Raw genomic sequence first — 21,760 nt, 5'->3', positions numbered from 1 at the left:
GGCCTGCCGCATGCCCCGACCCCTACAGTCCCATCCGGCCGCGCCAGGTATTTTCACCATCCGCAGCGTCGCTGCCCCGGCAAGCGGCCCGGCGGCTTCGCTGGTGCCACGCGCCGTGGGCAATGCTCCGGTCATCACCGCCATCTGGATGGCCGGGATGCCATGCTACGGCGGACAGGCGCCGCAGGGCATCACTGAAGTGCTGACAGCACAGGAGCGCGGCGTCATCGCCAGCGACCATGCGCGGTACGGGAATGCGCTGAACGACCCGGAGCGCATCGTCAACATCGATCCCGAGCAGGCCAAGGCGCACGTCAGCTATCGCGCCCTGTGCACGCAGTTCCAGCGCCCGGGCAGCTTCTGTGTACGCCATGCCGAAGGCGGGGATTTGATCCTGGTGCATCGTTCGCGTTCAGCACTGAGCCCAGCACAGCTGGTGCGCACGCCGCTGCAACTCTCGGCGGCAGGCTGGCAGTTGCAGGTCGCCGACAACGCCAGTCCAGCGTGGTCGGCAGTGCGAGGCAGGCATTTCCAGACCTTGCAGGCGCTCAAGGCGGCGCTGCCGCCCGGCATGCGCGAAGTGCACGCAATATCCGTTGGCGACCCGGACATCAGCCACCTGTAGCGCCTGCCCGCGGCGCTGCGATTGTGTAACGCCGCGTGCGGCCGCTACCCTGACGATGATGATCCGCACCGTCCGCCGACGCCCGCTGTTCCTGATCCGCCTGCTGATGTTGGTGGTGGTGGCGCTTGGCACGGCCGGTGGCGCATTGGCGTCGGCGCTGGGTGACCTGCATGAGTTGTCCCACGCCGCTCACCCCGCGGTGCCGCATGGCGATGCAGAAACAGACACCGGCCACGACGATGACGATACCGGCGCGCGCCTGCTGCATGCACTCGTGCATTGCGGCCATTGTCATGGACAAGGCGGCGTGCTGCCCTTTGCCTACGCCGGCTGGGAACTGATCACTGCACCGGCTGGCGTGCGCCACGCTCGGCATGACGCGACGTGGCGTCCGGCGCCACAGGACAGCCCGTTGCGTCCCCCGATCCAGGCCTGATCCGCGGTCCGCACGCAGCGGACGACCCGATCCTGTCCTGAGATTGCTGGAGAAACCCCATGTGGAAACGCCTGGCCGCGCTTGCGGCCCTGGCGATGGCACCGTGCGCAGGCGCACAGGTGACATCGTCTGCTGTCCCGTTGACGCTCGATGCTGCCATCGAGCGTGTTTCGCGCACCCACCCCGACCTGCGACTGCTGCCTTTGCAGCAGCAGGCCGCCCGCGCCCGCTACGACGCCGCCGGGCTGGCACCGCCGCTGGTGTTCGGCGTGGACCTTGAGAACGCGCTTGGCAGTGGCGACAGCCGCGGCATCGACGCGCTGGAAACCACGGTATCGCTGGCCGGCGTCCTGGAGCGCGGCGGCAAGCTGGATGCCCGCCGTGCCGTGGCCCAGGCCAACATCGATGCGCTGGCGCCGCAGCGCGAGATCATCCGGCTGGACATGATGGCCGAGGCGGCCCGTCGCTACCTTGCGATCACCGTCGCCAGTGGCCGTGAGCGCATCGCGCTGGAAGACATCGAGCAGCGCCGGCGCGCGGTGGACGCGGCGCGCCGGCGGCTCAGCGCCGGTGCTTCGCCAGCCTCGACCCTGATGACCGCGCAGGCCGCACTGGCCCAGGCAGAGCTTGACCGTGACCGTGCACTGCAGGAGGGCAGGGCGGCACGGTTGTCGCTGGCCGCGCTGTGGAATGCACGCGACGTCGACTTCGCCGTGGCCAGTGGTGATCCGCTGCAGTTGCCTGCCCTGCAGGAATTCGGCCAGCTGGCCGATCTGCTCGAGCGGACCCCGGAGCTGGCGCTGATCGCCGGCGAGCAGCGGGTGCGCCAGGCCCAGTTGCAGCTGGCCAGCAGCCAGCTGCGCGGCGATGTGTCCTGGCAGCTGGGGATCCGCAACGACCGGGCAGGCCGGGACTCATCGCTGGTGGGAGGCTTCAGCGTGCCGCTGGGCAACGCCCGGCGTGCCGATCCAGAGATCCGCGCGGCGCGCAGCGAACTGGAAATGAGTGCAGTGGAGCGGCAGGCGCGCGCGCTGCAACTGCACGCCACCCTGGCCGAAGCGCATGGGCGTTACGCCAACGCCCGGCTGGAGGTCACCCGCATGGAGCGCGATGTGCTGCCGCAGCTGCGCCGCGCCGAAAAGGGCGCCGAAACCGCGTGGCGCGCCGGTGCCATCAGTTACCTGGAATGGGCCCAGCTGCAGGCGATGCGCATCCAGGCGCGGCAGCGCCAGCTGGATGCAGCGGTGTCCGCGCAGAGTGCCCTGATCGAGATCCAGCGGTTGACCGGACAGCCACTGGTCGCCAACGCAACCCAAGGAATCGCACCATGACCTCCACCACCGTGGCGCCGCGCCGCATGCTCGCGATCCTGTTGCTGTCCGCCCTGCTGGCGGGCTGTAGTGACAAGGCAGCCAAGGCCACCGATGAAGACCCACACGCGCACGCAGAAGGTGGGTCGCACGATGATGAAGCGCCTGCCGACAGCACCCGTATCAGCGACATACAGGCCCGCGCCGCCGGCATCGTCAGCGCAGCGGCAGGCCCGGGCACCATCGCCGACGAGCACGAAGTGCAGGGTCTGCTGGCGCCGGTCGATGGGCGCAGCGCACAGGTCACCGCGCGTTTTCCCGGACCGGTGCGCGCCCTGCGCGCCAATGTCGGTGACCGGGTGCGCGCCGGCCAGCCGTTGGCCAGCATCGAGAGCAACCTCAGCCTGACCACCTACAGCATCGCCGCGCCGATCTCCGGCGTTGTCCTGTCGCGCCAGGTGCAACTGGGCGCAGTGGCAGCCGAAGGCCAGGTGCTGTTCGACATCGGCGACCTGTCACAGCTGTGGGTGGACCTGCATATCTTCGGTTCCGATACCCAGCACATCACCGCCGGCGTGCCGGTCACCATCACCCGCATGACCGATGGCGCCGCGCAGACCGTGACCCTGGAACGTGTGCTGCCGGGCACCGCTACGGCCAGCCAGAGCACCGTGGCCCGGGCCACCATCGACAATGCCGATGGCCTGTGGCGGCCGGGTGCCGCGGTGCGCGCGCGCATCGTGGTGGCCAGCACGCCGGCGCCGCTGGCGGTACCGCTGAGCGCACTGCAGACGCTGGATGGCAAGGACGTGGTCTTCGTCCGCGACGGTGAAACCTACCAGGCACGCGAGGTCCAGCTGGGTGCACGCGACGCACGCCAGGTGGCGGTCACCGGCGGCCTGCAGGCCGGCGAGCAGGTGGTGGTGGAGCAGAGCTATACGGTGAAGGCGGACATCGGCAAGGCGGGCGCAGCGCATGAGCACTGAACCGCAAGGCGGCCGCGCCAGGCCTGGCGTGCTGGAGCGTCTGATTGGCGGCGCCATCGCCCAGCGCTGGCTGATGATGGCGCTGACCGTGGTGCTGGTGTTGGTGGGTGCGTGGAGCTTCGGACGGCTGCCCATCGATGCCACGCCGGACATCACCAACGTACAGGTGCAGATCAATACCGCAGCGCCCGGATATTCGCCGCTGGAGAGCGAGCAACGCATCACCTATGCGGTGGAAACCGCGATGGCCGGGTTGCCGGCACTGGAGCAGGTCCGTTCGCTGTCGCGCTATGGGTTGTCACAGGTGACGGTGGTGTTCGACGACGGCACGGACCTGTACTTCGCCCGCCAGCAGGTGGCCGAACGCCTGCAGCAGGTCCGCTCGCAGCTGCCCGACGGCCTTGATCCCCAGCTCGGGCCGATCGCCACCGGACTCGGCGAGATCTTCATGTACACCGTCGACGCCGCGCCCGGAGCGCGCAAGCCCGATGGCACGGCCTACACCGCCACCGACCTGCGCACGCTGCAGGACTGGGTGATCCGCCCGCAGCTGCGCAACGTGCCAGGAGTCACCGAGGTCAACACCATCGGCGGCTTCCAGCGCCAGGTCCACATCACCCCGGACCCGGCTCGGCTGCGCGCACTGGGATTCACGCTCGAGGACGTGGCGGCCGCGGTGGAAGCCAACAACCAGAACGTGGGTGCCGGCTATATCGAGCGCAACGGGCAGCAGTTCCTGGTGCGCATACCCGGCCAGGTGGCCAACCTGGAAGAGATCGGCAACATCGTGCTGGACCGCCGCGAAGGGGTGCCGATCCACGTGCACGATGTGGCCGAAGTGGTCGAAGGGGCGCAGCTGCGCAGCGGCGCGGCCACCCAGGATGGTCATGAAGTGGTGATGGGCACGGTGGTGATGCTGGTCGGCGCCAACAGCCGCCAGGTGGCCCAGGCTGCGGCAGCGAAACTGGCGCAGGCACAGCGCAGCCTGCCCGAAGGAGTCACCGCCACTGCCAGCTACGACCGCACCGCGCTGGTGGACCGCACCATCACCACCGTGGCCAGGAACCTGCTGGAGGGTGCGCTGCTGGTGGTCGTGGTCCTGTTCCTGCTGCTGGGCAACGTGCGTGCCGCGCTGATCACCGCGGCGGTGATCCCGTTGGCGATGCTGTTCACCCTGACCGGCATGGCACGCGGCGGCGTGTCGGCCAACCTGATGAGCCTGGGTGCGCTGGATTTCGGCCTGATCGTCGATGGCGCGGTGATCATCATCGAGAACTGCCTGCGCCGCTTCGGTGAGCGCCAGCATGCGCTGGGTCGCGACATGAGTGCCGCCGAACGCTTCGCCGAAACCGCCAGCGCGACCGCCGAAGTGATCCGCCCGAGCCTGTTCGGCCTGGGCATCATCACCGCGGTCTACCTGCCGATCTTCGCGTTGACCGGGGTGGAAGGAAAGATGTTCCACCCGATGGCGATCACCGTGGTGCTGGCACTGACCGGCGCGATGCTGCTGTGCCTGACCTTCGTGCCGGCCGCCATCGCGCTGTTCCTGGGTGGACGGGTGCAGGAAAAGGAAAACCGCGTGATGGCCTGGCTGCGCCAGCGCTACCAGCCGCTGCTGGGCTTGGTGCTGCAGCGTGGGCGCTGGGCAGTGGCCGCCGCGCTGGTTCTGGTGGTGGGCTGCGGCGTGCTGGCCAGCCGCCTCGGCAGCGAGTTCGTTCCCAGCCTGGACGAGGGTGACGTGGCGATGCATGCCATGCGCATTCCCGGCACCAGCCTGGGCCAGTCGGTACGGATGCAGGTGCAGATCGAAACGCGTCTGCTGCAGGTGCCCGAGGTGGCCAAGGTGTTCTCCAAGATCGGCACGCCGGAAGTGGCGTCGGACCCGATGCCGCCCTCGGTGGCCGACACTTTCGTGATGATGAAGGACCGCCGCGACTGGCCCGATCCGCGCAAGCCCCGCAGCCTGCTGCTGGCCGAACTGGAAGCGGCGGTGGAGCAGCTGCCGGGCAACAACTACGAGTTCACCCAGCCGATCCAGATGCGCATGAACGAACTGGTCTCCGGTGTGCGCGCGGATGTGGCGGTGGTGGTGTATGGCGATGACCTGGACATGCTGGCGCAGCTTGGCCGGCGCGTGGAGCAGGTGGTTTCCGGCGTGCCCGGCGCCGCCGACGTGCGCCTGGAGGAAACCAGCGGCCTGCCGCTGCTGACGGTGCGGCCCGATCGCCAGGCATTGGCGGGCTACGGGCTCAATCCGGGCCAGGTGCAGTCGACCGTGGCCACCGCCGTCGGCGGCACGGTGGCGGGGCAGCTGTTCGAAGGTGATCGCCGCTTCGATATCGTGGTGCGCCTGCCCGAAGCCCTGCGCCAGGACCCGGCGGCGTTGGCGGACCTGCCGGTGTCGCTGGAAACGGCGCTTGCCAACGGCGACGCCGACGAGCTGAGCCGTGGCGACAGCGCGGCCAGTGGGGGCCCGCGCACCGTGCCGCTGCGCGAACTGGCCCGCATTGAAACCAGCGAAGGGCCGAATCAGGTGAACCGTGAAAACGGCAAGCGGCGCATCGTGGTCACCGCCAACGTGCGTGACCGTGACCTCGGCGGGTTCGTTGCTGAACTGCAGTCAGCGGTGGGCACGCAGGTCGTGGTCCCCAGCGGCTACTGGATCGACTACGGCGGCAGCTTCGAGCAGCTGATTTCCGCCAGCGAGCGGCTGGCGGTAGTGGTGCCGGTCACCCTGGTGCTGATCTTCGCGCTGCTGTTCTGGGCCTTCGGTTCCGGTCGCGATGCGCTGGTGGTATTCAGTGGTGTGCCGCTGGCGTTGACCGGTGGCGTGCTGGCGCTGGCGCTGCGCGGCATGCCGCTGTCGATCTCCGCCGGAGTGGGTTTCATCGCGCTGTCCGGCGTTGCGGTGCTCAACGGGCTGGTGATGATCAGCTTCATCCGCCAGCTGCGCGGGCAGGGACTGGCGTTGCCGGACGCGGTGCGCGACGGTGCGCTCGGCCGGCTGCGGCCGGTGCTGATGACCGCGCTGGTGGCCTCGCTGGGCTTCGTGCCGATGGCGTTCAATGTCGGTGCGGGTTCGGAAGTGCAGCGGCCGCTGGCAACGGTGGTGATTGGCGGCATCGTGTCGTCCACGCTGTTGACCCTGCTGCTGTTGCCGGTGCTGTACCGCTGGCTGCACCGCCGCGAACACTGAACAAAGGCCCTGGTGGCGATGACCTGCGCTGGTGGCTGACGAACCGCTCTGGCGGGTAACGAACCGCCCTGGTGGGTGACGACCGTTGGTCGTCACCGCTTCTGCTTTCCCATGGCTGCTGGAAGAGCGTGACGACCAACGGTCGTCACCCACCCACCGGGTAGGGTCGTCACCCATCCACTTACGCCGGCAACTTGGCGATCACCTTGATCTCGAACTGGAATCCATACAGCCAGGTCACGCCGATGCCGGTCAGGGTGGGGTGGGGCGCCTCACCCCAGTACTCCGGCACGATCGCCCAGGCCTTCTCGAAGTTCTTCTCCGGGTCGACGATGAACACCGTCACGTCGACCACGTCGTCGAAGCTGCAGCCGGCCGCGGCCAGTACCGCGTTGAGGTTGTCGAAGGCGCGCCGGACCTGCGCTTCCAGCTCGGGCTCGGGTGAGCCGTCTTCGCGACTGCCGACCTGGCCGGATACGAACAGCAGGCCGTTGGCGCGCACCGCCGGGGAGTAGCGGTTGCGCTCATACAAGGCTTGGCGGCCAGCGGGAAAAACGACGTCACGGGTCATGGGATTACTCCATCAGGGGGCGCGGCAGGTTGCCGCAGCACGAGCTGCATGCTGGACCGGCTGGCCTGCTGGATAAACCGACAGAAGCCGCCTAGATTGTTCGGCAGAACCGACAGATGAGGCCCGGCATGGACCGCTTCGACGCAATGCGCGCGTTCGCGCGGGTGGTGGAAACCGGCAGCTTCACCCGTGCGGCGCAGACCCTGCAGCTGGGCCGGACCGGGGTGACCGAACGGGTGCAGCAGCTGGAAGCGCACCTGCGCGTACGCCTGCTCAACCGCACCACCCGACAGGTCAACCTGACCGCGGAAGGGGAGCTGTACTACGCGCGCGTGGTGCGCCTGCTGGCCGAGCTGGACGATGCCGAAGCCAGCCTTTCCACCGCCACCGCCGCCCTGCGTGGCCGCCTGCGCATCGACGTGCCCAGCCCGTTCGCACGCCTGCTGCTGGTGCCGGCGCTGCCGGACTTCCATGCGCGCTACCCGGACATCGAGCTGCAGATCGGCGTCAGCGACCGCGAGGTCGACCTCATCGGGGACAGCGTGGACTGCGTGATCCGCGGCGGTGCGCCGGTCGAACAGTCGCTGGTGGCGCGCCATATCGGTGACCTCGGCTTCGGCATCCATGCATCGCCTGATTACCTGCGGCGCCATGGCAGGCCCACCCATCCCGGCGAACTGGAAGGGCCGCATCAGCTCACGGTCGGTTTCCTGCGACCGCGCACCGGCCGCACGCGCCGCTTCGTGATGCAGCGTGGTGCAGAGCAGATCGACCTGCAGGGACGCCACGTGATCGCCATCGACGATGGCGACGCCTATCTCGCCGCTGGCCTGGCCGGACTCGGCATTGTCTGCGTGCCGGACTACATGGCCGCCGCACCTGTTGCGCGCGGCGAACTGGTGCCGTTGTTCGACGACTGGCAGATCGAGCCGATGCCGATGTACCTGATGTTTTCCCCCGGCCGGCACGTGAACCAGCGCCTGCGGGTGTTCATCGACTGGGTGACCGCGCTGATGAAGGCATGAACCGACCTGGGTGCCGTCTGGCGGCGGCCCCTCCCGGTGAGGCCGCCCGGTTCGATATGGACGGCATCCTGCTTCCGTTCGAAGGCTTGTCCGACGGCTACCAGGCGTATGTGGGCGGGATCGGCGACCTGCGCGCTTCATGGGTCTGATCGGGAACGCGCGGACGCGCTCGGCGCCATGGCACTGCCGTTGGTGGCCGGCTGACCGAGCAGCTGCCCCACGGCCGCCACTCCGATGGCCACACCGTCTTCCGTCGCCATCCGCCGACCCAGCGCCGTCGCACGCGCACGCACGTCCGGATGTTCGGCAACGGCCAGTGCCGCGGACAATCGCTGGCTGTCCAGCCGCCGCGGCGAAAGGGCCGGCGGCGCCACGCCGAGCCGATGCAGGCGGTCGGCCCAGAAGAACTGATCGGCCGCGAAGGGCATCACCATCGAGGGCACGCCGGCGCGGCACGCCGAGTGCGTGGTGCCGCTGCCGCCATGGTGGATGACCAGCGAGGTAAGCGGGAACAAGGCTTCATGCGGCACCGCCCCCACCACATGCACGTTGCCGGGAAGGGCCAATGCCGGCGTGCCGGACCATCCGGGCGACAACAGCACGCGGCGTCCTTCGAGCATGCGCAGCAGGGCCGACAGCACGGCGTCACGGTCGAATCCGGTCATGCTGCCGAAGCCCACATAGACCGGTGGCGGGCCGGCATCCAGGAACGCCTGCAGTGCGGGCGCTGGCGACCAGCCGGTGCTGTCGGGCAGTCGCCACTGGCCGCACACCCGATGGTCGGCCGGCCAGTCCGCGGGCGTGGCGACCAGGCTTGGCGACACGCCGTACAACATCGGCGCATCGATCCACGGCGTGGTGGCCGGTGGCAGGCCCAGCACGGCGCGCCGGGCCTGGTTGATCGGCGCGCGGAACTGTTGCCAGATCAATCGGGTCACCACCCGGTGGCTGAGCCGGTTCAGGGGTGGCGGCGTCCAGCCGGGCGGCAGGAACGGCGAGGGGAAGGCGCGGGTCGGGGTGATCGGGATCATGCCGGTACCGATCACCGGAATGCCGTGGCGCTCGGCCACGCTGAGGCCGACGAAGGCGGCCAGCCCGCCGGCCAGCACCGCCTCGCAGCCTGACGCCGCCTGGTCGGCCTGGCGCATCCAGTCGGCCACATGCCGCCGTGCCATCCGTGCCAGCCCGCTGCTGGCGGCGCGTGGGCTGTTGCCGCGCGACAACAGCGCCACCACTTCTTCGTGGATGTCGCCCTGCAGGGCGGCGTGCGGCACGTCCAGCGCCCGCGCGCTGCCCAGCGTGCCGCCGTCGGCCAGCAGCAGCACCTGGTGCCCGGCGTCGATCAGCCCGCGGCAGAGCAGGGTCAGCGGGCGGGTGTCGCCTTCGGTGCCGTAGGTAAGGGCGAGCAGTCTCATGTGCCCTGTGTAGCAGGGACCGGGCGAGGGCTCCGTAAACCGGCTCACGCCGCCGGGCAGGCTTGCAGGTTTCCCCGGTTCGCGGCATAATTCGCGGCTCGCTGTGTCCGGTCAACCCCGGATGGCGGTACCGGGAATACGTCCTCCGGTGCGCCTAGGACAGCGTAACCCTTTGATTCTCTTGACGTGTGGTGGGCAACCATCGAGGCCGCCGTCGCCCGGGCTACGGGCTGACAACATGTGCGGATCCTTCCGCAGAAGCTCGGCCTTCCCTGGCCGGACTTTCAATACAAACTTATCGAGGTGCGCAATGTCCCGCGTATGCCAAGTTTCCGGCAAGCGAGTGCAGACGGGTAACAACGTCTCGCACGCAAACAACAAGACCCGTCGTCGTTTCCTGCCCAACCTGCATGAGCGCCGCTTCTGGGTCGCCAGCGAAAACCGCTGGGTCAAGCTTCGTGTTTCCGCGCATGCACTGCGCACCATCGACAAGAACGGCATCGACTCCGTTCTGGCTGAGCTGCGTTCGCGCGGCGAAAAGGTCTGAGGAGTAAATCATGGCAGGCAAGCGCGACAAGATCCGTCTGATTTCGACGGCCGGTACCGGCCACTTCTACACGACGGACAAGAACAAGAAGAACACCCCCGGGAAGATGGAATTCCTGAAGTACGATCCGGTCGTGCGCAAGCATGTCCCGTACAAGGAAGGCAAGATCAAGTAATCCGCCAGGATGCTTGAGCTTCCCGAATGAAGAAACCCGCCGCGAGGCGGGTTTTTTTTGGCCGTGGCCCAGCCCGTGGCAGAATGCGGCTTCCTCCGGGCGGGTGGCGCGATGCTCTTCGAGTGGATGCTGGGCTCATGGCTGCTGCTGCTGGACTGGCTGATCCGGCTGGCCGCGCTGTTGTGGATCCCCACCCGCACCACACCCGGGGCTGCACGCAGCTGGCTGTTGCTGGTCGGCTTCGTGCCGTTGCTGGGCCTGCCGCTGTACCTGCTGTTCGGCCATCCATGGCTGTCGGCCGAGCGCCTGCGCCGCCAGGCCGAAGCCTCGCAGGTGATCCGCGAAGAACAGGCGCTGCAGGCGGCCCTGCGCTGGCAGCCGGACGCGGACACCACCGTCGCCGAAATGGTGCCACTGGTGGAGCGGCAGGGCGATTTCATGCCCGTGCACGGCAATGCACTGGACCTGCTGACCGGTTACGACGACTCGCTGGCCCACCTGATCGCCGACATCGACCAGGCCGAAGAGCGCGTCCACCTTCTGTATTACCTGATGTTCGACGATGCGGTGGGCGAGGCCATCGTGGAGGCGCTGCAGCGTGCCGCCGCGCGCGGCGTGCACTGCCGCCTGCTGCTGGATGCGGTAGGCGCAAAGCGTGGACTGCGGGCCTACCGCAAGCGCCTGCTGGCGCGCGATATCGATGTCCGCGCGATGCTGCCCGGTGGATTGCGCTGGCGCCGCAGTGGGCGCATGGACCTGCGCAACCACCGCAAGATCGCCGTCATCGACAACAAGGTCGGCTATATCGGCTCGCAGAACCTGGCCGATGCCGGCTTCGTGCGCGGCAGGCCGAACCGCGAGCTGGTGGCGCGGGTGCGCGGCCCCGCCGTGGCCCACCTGGAAGCGGTGTTCGCCAGCGACTGGTACATGGAAACCGGCCAGCGGCTGGAGGTGATGGCCGATGTGCCGGTGTGCAGCGAAGACGTGGCCACCCAGCTGCTGCCCAGTGGCCCGGCCTACCCCTTCAGCAACGCGCGCGATGCGGTCAATGCGTTGATCCACCTGGCGCGCCGGCGCATCGTGCTGGTCACCCCGTACTTCGTGCCCGACGAAGCCACCCTGAGCGCGCTGCGCATTGCTGCCCTGTCCGGGGTGGATGTGCAGCTGATCGTATCGGCCACCAGCAATGCTCGGCTGACCGCGTGGGCGCAGGAAGCCTACTACGATGAACTGCTGCGCAGCGGCGTGCGCATCGCGCTGTACGAGCCCCATTTCCTGCACGCCAAACACCTCAGCGTGGACGAGGACATCGCCCTGTTGGGATCGATCAACCTGGACATCCGTTCGTTCGCGCTGAATGCCGAGGTCGGCCTGCTCTGCTATGACCGGAAGATCGTGCGCCAGTTGCTGGACATCGAGGACGATTACCTGCGCAACTCGCGGCCGTTGGAGCTTTCACAGTGGCGCAAGCGCGCCACCTGGCGGCGCAGCCGCGAAGGCATCGCGCGGCTGGCCGATGCGCTGATGTAAGGCGCTGGCCGACGCATCGCCTACAATCAACGCATGAACGATACAGCGACTCCGCACCGCATCGACCTGGCCATCATCGGCGGCGGCGCCGCCGGTGCGCTGACCGCCCTGCACCTGCTGCACCACGCAACGACCCCGCTGAAGGTCCAGCTGTTCGAGCCGGCCTCGACCCTGGCCGAGGGCATCGCTTATGCCACGCCGGCACCGCAGCACCTGCTCAACGTGCCGGCCGGGCGGATGAGCGCGCTGCCCGACCAGCCCGCCGATTTCACCGCCTACCTGCGCCAGGTCGATGCCTGTCCGCAGGATGATGATGCGACGTTGGCGGGCCGCTTCGTGCCGCGTCGGCATTACGCGGCGTATCTGCGCCAGCGCCTGGCCGAAGCGGAGCAGGCCAGCAGCGCGCAGGTGCAGGTGGTCGCGCAGGCGGTGCTATCGCTGCGCCAGGAGGACGACATGGCACGGCTGCAGCTGGCCGACGGCACCGTCGTCGATGCCCGCCAGGTCGTGCTGGCCTGCGGCAACAGCGTGCGCCCGATTCCGCTGGCTGGCGCCGATGCCCTGCCGCACGAGTCGATCGCCGAGGCCTGGGATTACGATGGGGTGCGCCTGCTGGCGGGTGACCAGGCGACCGGCATCATCGGCTCCGGGCTGAGCATGGTGGACAGCGTGGTGGCATTGTTCGCGGCGGGCCAGACCGGCGTGCTGCACGTGTTTTCGCGTCACGCGCTGATGCCGTTGCCGCATGCCCACGGCGCGCCCGCCACGTATGATCCACAACCGCTGCTGGCGATGGGCTTGCGCGCGCGCCTGCGCACGCTGCGTCGGCATGCCCGTGAGGCGGCTACGCACGGCATTCCCTGGCAGAGCGTGATGGAGCGCATCCGCCCACTGGGCAAGGCACTGTGGCAGACCCTCGATGAGGCTGACCAGCGGCGCTTCCTGCGCCACGTGGTACGGCACTGGGATGTACACCGGCACCGTATCGCTGAAGAGGTCCATGTGCAGCTGCGCGATGCGCTGGCCGATGGTCGCCTGCAGTTGCATCGTGTGCGCCTGCAGGGTGTCGTGGAAACGGACACGGGCCTGCGCCTGACCGCCTTGTCGCACGGCGCAGCGGTGCAGTGGGACCTTGGCGCACTGGTCAACGCCACCGGCGTGGAGACGCGTGCGGAGGGCCTGCGCAATCCCTTGCTGAGGCAACTGCTGGCTGAAGGCATCGCGCGCCCGGGGCCGCATGGCCTCGGCCTGGACAGCGAGGCAGCAGGTGACCGGCTGATCGATGCAGACGGCACCGCGCATGGCGCCATCGGCGTGCTGGGCAGCCTGCGCATCGGCACGCTGTGGGAGAGCCTGGCCGTGCCTGAACTGCGTCAGCAGGCCGAAGATGCGGCGCGCCACGCGGTGCGGGAGCTCGAAGCAGCGATGCCGTAAAATGGGGGCATGGATGTCTCCCACCTGCTTGATGGCCTGAACCCGGCCCAGCGCGATGCCGTGTCCGCCCCCCCTGGCCACCACCTGGTGCTGGCCGGCGCGGGCTCCGGCAAGACCCGCGTACTGACCCACCGCATCGCCTGGCTGCACGAAGTGTTCGGCGTGCCGACCCATGGCATTTTCGCGGTGACCTTCACCAACAAGGCGGCCGGCGAGATGCGCCACCGGATCGACGCGCAGCTGCCCAATGGCAGCCGTGGCGCCTGGATCGGCACCTTCCACGGGCTGGCCAACCGCCTGCTGCGGCTGCACTGGGCCGAAGCCAGGCTGCCCGATTCCTTCCAGGTGATGGATTCGGATGACCAGCTGCGGCTGGTCAAGCGCGTGGTGCAGGCCCTGGAGCTGGATGACGGCAAGTACCCGCCCAAGCAGATCGCCTGGTGGATCAACGAACAGAAGGACGAGGGTCGCCGGCCGCAGCACATCCAGCCCGAGCCGAATGACGCCTGGCTGGACACCATGCGCCAGGCCTACACCGAGTACCAGGCGCGCTGCGACCGCGCCGGCCTGGTCGACTTCGCCGAACTGCTGCTGCGCGCGCATGAGCTGTTGCGCGACAACCCGGCCCTGCTGGCGCATTACCGCGCCCGCTTCCGCGAGATCCTGGTCGACGAATTCCAGGACACCAACTCCATCCAGTACGCCTTCGTGCGGGTGCTGGCCGGCGACACCGGGCATGTGTTCGTGGTCGGCGACGATGACCAGGCCATCTATGGCTGGCGCGGTGCGAAGGTGGAAAACGTGCAGGGCTTCCTGCGTGATTTCCCCGGCGCGCAGACCATCCGCCTGGAACAGAACTACCGTTCCACCGCCAACATCCTCGGCGCGGCCAACGCGGTCATTTCGCACAATCCGGACCGCATCGGCAAGGAGCTGTGGACCGACAGCGGCGAGGGCGATCCGATCGACCTGTACGCGGCCTACAACGAGATGGACGAGGCGCGTTACATCGTTGAACGTGCCCGCCAGTGGGTGCGCGACGGCGGCAGCCATGGCGAAGTGGCGGTGCTCTACCGCAGCAACGCGCAGTCGCGCGCGCTGGAAGAGGTGCTGCTGAGCGAGCAGGTACCGTATCGCGTGTACGGCGGCATGCGCTTCTTCGAACGCGCCGAAATCAAGGATGCGCTGGCTTATCTGCGGCTGCTGTCCAACCGCAACGACGATGCGGCCTTCGAGCGTGCGGTCAATACCCCCACCCGTGGCATTGGCGACCGCACCCTGGACGAGGTGCGCCGCGAGGCGCGTGCGCAGGGCATTTCACTGTGGGAAGCCACCATGCTGGTTACCCAGGGCAACGCGCTGGCGGCACGCGCGCGCAATGCGCTGGCCGGCTTCCTGGTGCTGGTCAATGAACTGCAGGCGCAGACCGTGCACATGACCCTGGCCGAGCGCATCGACCACGTGCTGGCGCGCTCGCTGCTGCGCGAGCACTGGAGCAAGGAAAGCCGCAACGCGCTGGACTCCGAATCGCGCACCGACAACCTCGACGAACTGGTGTCGGTTGCCTCGCGCTTCGTGCGCCGCACCGACGATGTCGAAGAAGTGGAGGACATGGACGAGCTGGTCGCCTTCCTCGCCTATGCCGCGCTGGAAGCGGGCGAAGGACAGGCGCAGGCCAACGAAGACGGCGTGCAGTTGATGACCCTGCATTCGGCCAAGGGCCTGGAGTTCCCGCTGGTGTTCCTGGCCGGCATGGAAGACGGCCTGTTCCCGAGCGCTCGTTCGCTGGAAGAAAGCGGGCGGCTGGAGGAAGAACGCCGACTGGCCTACGTCGGCATCACCCGCGCGCGGCAGAAGCTGGTGCTGTGCTACGCCGAATCACGGCGCATCCATGGCCAGGACAACTATGGGGTGCCATCGCGCTTCCTGCGCGAGATCCCGCGCGAGCTGCTGCATGAAGTACGGCCGAAGGTACAGGTGTCGCGGCCGGCATCGCTGGGCGCCAGCCGCGGCGGCGGGCATGCCGCGCTGGAGGCACCGCCGCTGAAGCTCGGCACGATGGTCACCCATCCCAAGTTCGGCGAAGGCATGGTCACCGACTACGAAGGCAGCGGTGCGCATGCACGCGTGCAGGTGGAGTTCGCCGATGCCGGCAGCAAGTGGCTGGTGATGGCCTACGCCAACCTGACCGCGCTGTAACGTCAGCAGCGCACGCCATGTCCCGCCACGTGCTGTTCCTGTGCAGCCAGAACCGCCTGCGCAGCCCGACGGCCGAGCAGGTGTTCGCCGACTGGCCTGGCATTGAAACCGCGTCGGCCGGGTTGCTGGCCGATGCGGATGAACTGCTAGGGCCTGAGCTGCTGGAATGGGCCGATCTGGTGTTCGTGATGGAGCGTGCGCACCGCACGCGGCTGTCGGCACGCTTCGCCCCTTGGTTGAACGGCAAGCGCGTGGTGTGCCTGGATATCCCGGATGACTACGACTACATGGACCCGGTGCTGGTCGAGCTGCTCAAGCGCAAGGTCAGTCCGCACCTGCGCTGAGTGGCCGGCGTGGGCGTACGGCATCGCGGTCCAGCTGGCGGATGACGGTGTAATGCTGACCAGTGCCGTATTTATGAAAGCCCGCGCCTATGGCTGAAAGCAGTATTTCCTTCTTGTTCAATGAAGGAAGGCGCATGCCCGTTGCTGGCTCCTCGTCGCAGACAACGCCCGCACTGATCCGCGGCCGGCATCCATCCGGCCCTGTGCAGGGACGCGCCACAGCGTCCACCCTCGGCAGCCTGCTGGTCGGCAACACCGCCCCGTTGCGCGTGCGCCGTCTCTCTGCGCCCTCGGGCCCGCGGCGGGTGTCGGCGGAGAACTACCCGCCTGTCGCTGGATCAGCCGACGCGATGCGGCAGACGACCACGCTGCGCGCCCTGTACGACCAGATGGACGAGGTGCGGCGGGCATTGCAGAGCGGACGCACGGGGGCTGGCCGGCGCTCGGCCGCGCTGGAGTCTTCGCTGCTGCGGCGTAGCGTGGACGCCAACATGCCAGCACTCATCCCTGCTTCCGAAGCAGAGTGGGCAGGCCGCATGGTGTCGATGGAGTTCCAGCGCGGTGGGCCCGGCGGTCTGCGCGACAGCCCGTTCTTCCAGTCCACGCCATCACGGGCGCACTCGCTGGAATCGCTGAGCCGGGATGCCCCGGTCACCTGCACGCGAGAAATCGGTGGCCTGCGACGCGTGCAGGGAAACCTGCTGCTTGCCGGGATCCAGAACGAGGATGTAGCTGCTGTCGCCGGGTCGGGCCCTTCGCTGTTCAGCATCCAGCGCGGTGCGCTGCTGCCGCAGCTTTCCGGAGAAGCCGTGCAGGGCGTCGACCAGCGGGTCCACCTGTTCCATCCCGATGCAGATTCCGATGCGGAAGGTGACGGCCAGGGCCCGGCAGCGGCCCGCGCATGGACCGGCGCCGGCAGTCGACCCGCCGCGCTGGTCTGCCTCGATGACGCCGACTGGAGGGTGAAGGAAACCGGGGACACCGGGCTCAGTGCGATGGAGGCCAGCCTGTCCCGCGTGTTCCAGCTCACCGGCCTGGCCGCGCCGGACGCGCGCGTGATGGCAGCCGACGCCTCGCTGCCGGGCGACAGCCAGCGCTTTGCTTCGCGCTACGAACCCAGCTTCAAGGACCTTGGCAGCTTCCTTGCCACGCCGGCTGCCGAAGCCTTGGCCGCCGCAGGCGATGAAGAGGCCAGGATGCGCTACGCCCAACTGCGCAGCGACCATGCAGCGGCTGTTTCGACCTGCGATGCGGTGCTGCAGCGCGCTGGGGTCGCGCACTTCTGGCAGGTGCAGGACGCTGGACTGCAGGCCGAACACGCAGCGGCCGACAGGCAGCGATTCGATGCGCTGGAGGCGATGAACCGCTTGCTGCCGACCGCAGTGCGCAGCGACCAGGTCCGCCATTTCATCGCCTCGCGATGGCTCGGCAACTGGGATCATCTCAACTTCCGGATGGAGAATTTCGGCTACGCCGAGCGCGATGGGCAGCCCGTGGCGATGACCGTGGATTTCGGTTCGTGCGGGCCGCTTGGATTCGCCACGCTCGATGCGCGCAGGGTGATGCTGCCCAAGCAGGCCAGTGGCGATATCGCCATGCTGCAGCGGCCCGCCTCGCTGTTCCCGATACCCGATGCCTTCGTTGAGAACGCTGCGGAGTTCGACGCCATGGGGGCAGATCCCGGCCGGCTGCATGACACGCTGGGCTGGCCCTATGGATTCCAGTCGGAGAGCGTTGCCGAGCTCATGCGTGCGCCCGCCGCGCCCGACCCGGCCATTGCCGATGCGATGGCTGAAATGGGGTATCGGCTCGCGCTGGTTCCTGCAATGACGGTGCACGCCGTCGTCGGCGCAGGATGGCAGGTTCCCGCTGGCGCGCCGCAAGGCCACTGGCCGGACGCCGCACGGATGGCCAGCACTCTGGTGCAGCGCCGGCAGGCCCTGCTGGCGCAGTATGCGCCAGCGCAGATCCGCGACTGGATCAGCGCCGACCCCGAGCGCGCCGCGCGGGTCCGGCAGCAGATGCTGGACGGCATCGGCGCTGCCCTGGGCGGTGATGCCGACCCCACGGTCCTGCAGGAACACTCCAACGCCCTGCACGCCGGGCATCAGATGCTGCTGGACGGCGACCTTGCCGCTGTGATGGGTGACGCCACGGCGCACGCCCCCAATGCCACCACGGCACGGATCAGGACGCTGCAGCAGCTGCATGACTGCAATCGAAGGCTGGCGGCCGCGCTGGACACCAACGAGGAAACGGACATCCGTGCGATCGGCGAAGAACTGTTGTCCCCATTGGTATTCGGGCAGCTGTTGAGGGACCTGGAACTGGGTCCGGGCTCGGATGTCCTCGGGCACGCCAGCTTCGAGGCAAACCGCGATTGGCTGTTGCTGCTGACCCGCCTGGTGGACGCAGGTCACCTCGATGCCACGCGGGTCACGCGCTGCCTGTTGGAGCCGTTCGAGGGATCCGCCTATCCGCCCAACGTCGGCGCGCACGCCCATCGTGACCCCGCGCTCGGGATGGCGTTCATCGAACTGCTGGAGACCCTGATCGCCAGATCGGCGGAGATCACCCCGACGATGCTGCGCGAGGGCCTGCTGACGGCGAAGGAGAAGGGCTATCCCAACTATTACGCCGCGTTGGCGGCATCAGGCGCATCGACCGCCTGGGACCGTCGCCTGCAACTGGCCGAGCTGTTGCCGGGCAACGCGGAGTACATCCGATTGCGGTCGTGGCGCAGCTGGGCGGCGAAGAAGCTGTCCTACGCGCCGCGCCGCGGTGACGAACCGATCAGGATCGCAGCGGACGCAGGACAACGCTCTGCGTTGCCGCTGCGCGCCCTCGTGCAGCATGTCGAAGGCGCATATGGTGTCCGCCGCATCATTGAACTGGAGCTGCAAGTCATACGCGCAAACCTGCACATGAAGCTGACCAGCCATGCCGAGGACCAGGCGCTGCAGGCGCTTGTGCAGGACAGCGTGGAAGGCGCCTGGAAGGAGGCCCTGGCAAAACACCGGCTTCCACGCAACGCCCCCGTGCCGCCCGGGATGATCGAAACGCTCAAGGGCGAAGCACTGGACGACTACCGGATTCGAATGAGGAACCTGCGCAAAGCCGACGCCGAGCTACGGGTTCAGGCCGGTGAGCGGCGCTACACGGACGCGGTGCTGGCGCAGCCGGGACTGTCGCTGCCGGACCGGCGTCGGTTGCTCAAACAGTGTGCCGCGGAGATCGAGGTCGACATCCGCAACATGGTGCGTGACGCGGGCGACACCGGCAATGAGGCCTTGCATGCAGTGGGCATCGGCCAACGCGCGCAGCAGCACGCGGCTGCCACCGCAGGCGACATGGCAGCCCGTGCAGCAGCCCAGGCGCAGCGGGATGCGCAGGCACAGGCCGAACAGCAGACGCGCAGCAAGGCCGGGGAATCCGCTCAGCGGGCATCTGCCCGTGCTGCTGGAAGCGCCACCCGTGCTGCGGCTCTTACCGCCTCTTCGCAGGCAAATGCGCAGGCCAGTGCGCAGGCCCAGGCCACCGCGCACAGGCAGGCCGAGCGTCGCGCAGCTGCCAAGGCCGCCAGCGAAGCTTCGGCCCGCGCCACGCGTGATGCGATCGTCCAAAACCGCGGATTCAGAAACGAGGTTGAAACACGCCTTGCGATGCTGCGCAGCCCGGATGTTGCCGGCGGCTCCACGTCCGCTGTCAGGCACACCGATGCGCAGCTTGAAAGGCGCCTGCACGCGCTGCGGCAAGACAGCGCCACGGCCGCGCTGGAACAACGATTGCGGGCGCTCAGGGAAGGCTCTCCACGCGCAGGCGCGGCGCCTGCCTCCCGCCCCGCGCGGCAACGCACCCGGCAGTACGTTGACCCTCACAGCGGAGCGTCCGGCAGCACCACCTGATGAGCCGCGGGGCGTCGGTCAGCAGTGCGGGGACGCACCACTGGCATACGCCAGTCCCCGCCGCAGCATGGCGCGCACATCGGGATCGGCGTACACCGCCGCATCGTGGCCGAAGCCGGTATACCAGCTTCGGCCGCGGCCCATCGGCCGGCACCAGGTGATGGGATGGTCATTGCCCATCGTGCCGCCTTCGTAGCCTGCTTCATCCACGGTGGCCAGCACCTGCACCCACGGACGTGGATTGCGGCGATAGTTGTAGATCTCATCGGTGATCGACCACTGCACGCCCTCATGGCCCTCGCCGTGCAGCGTCACTGGCGCAGTTTGCAGGCCGGGTGGATGCTTGTGGAACCAGGCACCGACCAGTTCGCCATAGAACGGCCAGTCGTATTCGGTATCGGCCGCCGAATGCAGGCCGAGGAACCCCCCGCCGCCTTCGATGAAAGCCTGGAGCGCGGCCTGCTGCGACTCATCCAGCACGTCACCGGTGGTGTTGGCGAACACCACGGCGCGAAAGGCGGACAGCCCTTCAGCAGTGAATACGCCGCTGTCTTCGCCATGCACCACCCGCAGTCCCTGCTCGGCGGCCAGCGATCCCAGCGTTTCCACGGCTGCTGGAATGGAGTCGTGGCGGAACTTGGCGGTCCGGGTGAAAATCAGGATCGCATCGTCGGCAAAGGCCGGCCAGGGGAGCAGCAACAGGGCCAGGCAGCAGGAGATGAGAGTGCGCATGCGGCCGATTCTGGCACGCACCGCCCGCTGCGCCATGCTGCACTGCATTGATCGTGCTCAAGGCGCGGCCTGCACGCCGGGTATGTAATGCTTCTGTTCCCACACGGCGGATCACCAAGGAGCCCGGCCATGTACAAGCGCATCCTGATTGCCACCGACGGGTCCGAACTGTCGGAAAAAGGCCTGATGAAGGGTCTGGAGCTGGCCAAGGACCTGGACGCGGAGGTCGATATCGTTACCGTATCGGAGCCTTGGGCCGTTGGCATGTATGACGCCATGGGCTGGAGCGTCGGCTACATGAACAGCCCGGAATACAAGGCCGACCGCGAAGAGGCGGCGCAGAAGATCCTGCAGCCCGCGCTGGCCACCGCGCAGGCGCAGGGCGTGCGCGCCAACGGCGTGCACGTGCTGGACCGCTATGCGGCCGACGGTGTGATCGACGTGGCCGGCGAGCGCAGCTCGGACCTTATCGTGATGACCTCGCATGGCCGGCGCGGCATGACCCGCGTGCTGCTGGGCAGCCAGACCGCTGAAGTGCTCGCGCGCAGCAGCATACCGGTGCTGGTCATCCGCTGAGACAGCGTTCCCGGGGAGGGGACCCGGCGTCGGTCGCAGGAAGCGGCCGGCGCCGTTCTCCTGCCCTGGTGGGTGGCGCCCGGCGCCGCGGTGGGTGACGACCGTTGGTCGTGGTGGGTGACGACCGTTGGTCGTCACGCTGTTGCGCAACGCCAGCCGCGCCACGCTCAGTCGCGCAGCTTCAGGGTCTGTGATTCGTCCAGGCTGCCATCGGCCTGCAGCACCACGTAGCGCTCGCCACTGCGGTCGAACAGCACCGGGATCGGATCGCGGAACAGCGGCCGCCGCACGAAGCGCAGCTGCCAGCCGAAATGTTCCAGGGTCTGCACGGCGGACAGCTGCTCGGCAGTCAGCCCTTGGCGAAGGGCGGCCTGGTCGATCGGCAGGTTACGGCGTTCTACGTTGCTCATTTCGAAAGAACGTGCATCACCAGCTGTAGAGCTTCCAGTACACCGGCGACACGCCGTCCCTGGAATTATCCATGCGGCCATCGCCGTTCTGGTCGTAGATGAAATAGGGGGCACCGCGCAGCGGGGTCACCTTGACCATGCGCAGCTGGCCCGCCACGCGGTATTCCTCCAGCACATCGCCGTTGTCCAGCGTGCGCTTGGCGATGTCGGCACCGGCCACGTCGACCGGCGGTGCACCGGCGCCACCGGAGGTCGCGCAGCCGGCCAGCAGCAGGGCCAGCAGCAGCGGCGCGGCGAGCATCATGGGTTTCATGGGCAGGAGTCCTTGGCCGGGTGTGTCAGGG

The 21,760-nt window shown here is 68.1% G+C and carries 20 protein-coding genes; 15 read left to right on the top strand and 5 right to left on the bottom strand.

Annotated elements, in window-relative coordinates; genetic code table 11:
• Positions 1-10: 10 nt before the first annotated feature.
• The 5 genes from CXG43_RS07745 to CXG43_RS07725 are packed head-to-tail and all read left to right on the top strand — an operon-like array spanning position 11 to position 6,553.
• Positions 11-625, top strand: coding sequence for a hypothetical protein (locus CXG43_RS07745; RefSeq protein WP_157825214.1), 615 nt, complete (start codon positions 11-13; stop codon positions 623-625).
• A 58-nt stretch (positions 626-683) separates the two neighbouring features.
• On the top strand, positions 684-1,061 hold the full coding sequence (locus tag CXG43_RS07740) for a hypothetical protein (protein WP_157825213.1): 378 nt from the start codon (positions 684-686) through the stop codon (positions 1,059-1,061).
• 59 nt (positions 1,062-1,120) lie between these two features.
• Positions 1,121-2,392, top strand: a complete 1,272-nt coding sequence (locus tag CXG43_RS07735; RefSeq protein WP_101099435.1) for a TolC family protein — start codon at positions 1,121-1,123, stop codon at positions 2,390-2,392.
• The gene (locus CXG43_RS07730; RefSeq protein ID WP_101099434.1) at positions 2,389-3,357 is read left to right on the top strand and encodes an efflux RND transporter periplasmic adaptor subunit; all 969 of its coding nucleotides are present in this window, start codon (positions 2,389-2,391) and stop codon (positions 3,355-3,357) included. The genes CXG43_RS07735 and CXG43_RS07730 overlap by 4 nt, the downstream gene beginning before the upstream one ends.
• A gap of 28 nt (positions 3,358-3,385) precedes the next feature.
• Positions 3,386-6,553 (top strand): CusA/CzcA family heavy metal efflux RND transporter, encoded by a 3,168-nt coding sequence (locus CXG43_RS07725; RefSeq protein ID WP_101099433.1) that lies wholly within the window; start codon positions 3,386-3,388, stop codon positions 6,551-6,553.
• Positions 6,554-6,734: 181 nt separating this feature from the next.
• On the opposite strand, the gene CXG43_RS07720 is transcribed toward CXG43_RS07725, so the two are convergent.
• Positions 6,735-7,124, bottom strand: a complete 390-nt coding sequence (locus CXG43_RS07720) for a RidA family protein (RefSeq protein WP_101099432.1) — start codon at positions 7,122-7,124, stop codon at positions 6,735-6,737.
• A gap of 128 nt (positions 7,125-7,252) precedes the next feature.
• Between CXG43_RS07720 and CXG43_RS07715 the strand changes: the two genes are divergently transcribed.
• Both CXG43_RS07715 and CXG43_RS19105 read left to right on the top strand, forming a co-directional pair.
• The gene (locus CXG43_RS07715; RefSeq protein ID WP_101099431.1) at positions 7,253-8,149 is read left to right on the top strand and encodes a LysR family transcriptional regulator; all 897 of its coding nucleotides are present in this window, start codon (positions 7,253-7,255) and stop codon (positions 8,147-8,149) included.
• Positions 8,146-8,298 carry a hypothetical protein gene (locus CXG43_RS19105; RefSeq protein WP_157825211.1) on the top strand — a complete coding sequence of 51 codons (153 nt, stop codon included), beginning with the start codon at positions 8,146-8,148 and terminating at the stop codon, positions 8,296-8,298. The genes CXG43_RS07715 and CXG43_RS19105 overlap by 4 nt, the downstream gene beginning before the upstream one ends.
• On the opposite strand, the gene CXG43_RS07710 is transcribed toward CXG43_RS19105, so the two are convergent.
• On the bottom strand, positions 8,287-9,564 hold the full coding sequence (locus tag CXG43_RS07710) for a glycosyltransferase (protein WP_101099430.1): 1,278 nt from the start codon (positions 9,562-9,564) through the stop codon (positions 8,287-8,289). The two genes, CXG43_RS19105 and CXG43_RS07710, sit on opposite strands and share 12 nt — an antisense overlap.
• Before the next feature lie 310 nt (positions 9,565-9,874).
• Between CXG43_RS07710 and rpmB the strand changes: the two genes are divergently transcribed.
• From rpmB to CXG43_RS07675, 7 genes are all read left to right on the top strand, one after another.
• Entirely contained in the window at positions 9,875-10,111 is a 237-nt protein-coding gene (gene rpmB, locus CXG43_RS07705; RefSeq protein WP_019185625.1) for a 50S ribosomal protein L28, read from the top strand.
• Between the two features lie 10 nt (positions 10,112-10,121).
• Positions 10,122-10,286, top strand: coding sequence for a 50S ribosomal protein L33 (gene rpmG, locus CXG43_RS07700; protein ID WP_042613882.1), 165 nt, complete (start codon positions 10,122-10,124; stop codon positions 10,284-10,286).
• A gap of 111 nt (positions 10,287-10,397) precedes the next feature.
• On the top strand, positions 10,398-11,816 hold the full coding sequence (cls, locus tag CXG43_RS07695) for a cardiolipin synthase (RefSeq protein WP_101099500.1): 1,419 nt from the start codon (positions 10,398-10,400) through the stop codon (positions 11,814-11,816).
• A gap of 33 nt (positions 11,817-11,849) precedes the next feature.
• Complete coding sequence (locus CXG43_RS07690) at positions 11,850-13,250, top strand: FAD/NAD(P)-binding protein (RefSeq protein ID WP_101099429.1); 1,401 nt, start codon at positions 11,850-11,852, stop codon at positions 13,248-13,250.
• 9 nt (positions 13,251-13,259) lie between these two features.
• Positions 13,260-15,449 (top strand): DNA helicase II, encoded by a 2,190-nt coding sequence (gene uvrD, locus CXG43_RS07685; protein ID WP_101099428.1) that lies wholly within the window; start codon positions 13,260-13,262, stop codon positions 15,447-15,449.
• A 17-nt stretch (positions 15,450-15,466) separates the two neighbouring features.
• Positions 15,467-15,793 carry a low molecular weight protein tyrosine phosphatase family protein gene (locus CXG43_RS07680; protein ID WP_101099427.1) on the top strand — a complete coding sequence of 109 codons (327 nt, stop codon included), beginning with the start codon at positions 15,467-15,469 and terminating at the stop codon, positions 15,791-15,793.
• Positions 15,794-15,927: 134 nt separating this feature from the next.
• Positions 15,928-19,698, top strand: a complete 3,771-nt coding sequence (locus CXG43_RS07675; protein ID WP_157825210.1) for a hypothetical protein — start codon at positions 15,928-15,930, stop codon at positions 19,696-19,698.
• 18 nt (positions 19,699-19,716) lie between these two features.
• Here CXG43_RS07675 and CXG43_RS07670 read toward each other — a convergent pair whose 3' ends face one another.
• Positions 19,717-20,430, bottom strand: coding sequence for a ThuA domain-containing protein (locus CXG43_RS07670; RefSeq protein WP_101099499.1), 714 nt, complete (start codon positions 20,428-20,430; stop codon positions 19,717-19,719).
• 129 nt (positions 20,431-20,559) lie between these two features.
• Here CXG43_RS07670 and CXG43_RS07665 point away from each other — a divergent pair, with 129 nt between their 5' ends.
• Complete coding sequence (locus CXG43_RS07665) at positions 20,560-21,006, top strand: universal stress protein (RefSeq protein ID WP_042613877.1); 447 nt, start codon at positions 20,560-20,562, stop codon at positions 21,004-21,006.
• Positions 21,007-21,173: 167 nt separating this feature from the next.
• Here the strand turns inward: CXG43_RS07665 and CXG43_RS07660 are convergent, their stop codons facing one another.
• Together CXG43_RS07660 and CXG43_RS07655 are read right to left on the bottom strand one after the other, a co-directional pair.
• Complete coding sequence (locus CXG43_RS07660) at positions 21,174-21,416, bottom strand: hypothetical protein (protein WP_101099425.1); 243 nt, start codon at positions 21,414-21,416, stop codon at positions 21,174-21,176.
• Between the two features lie 16 nt (positions 21,417-21,432).
• Positions 21,433-21,717 (bottom strand): DUF2782 domain-containing protein, encoded by a 285-nt coding sequence (locus CXG43_RS07655; RefSeq protein WP_182656420.1) that lies wholly within the window; start codon positions 21,715-21,717, stop codon positions 21,433-21,435.
• Positions 21,718-21,760: the final 43 nt, after the last annotated feature.

The organism is Stenotrophomonas sp. Bg11-02, from assembly GCF_002836635.1.
GTDB classification, from domain to species: domain Bacteria; phylum Pseudomonadota; class Gammaproteobacteria; order Xanthomonadales; family Xanthomonadaceae; genus Stenotrophomonas; species Stenotrophomonas lacuserhaii.
Note: the sequence above shows the minus strand (reverse complement) of the source record. Positions and strands in the feature narration are given on the sequence as shown.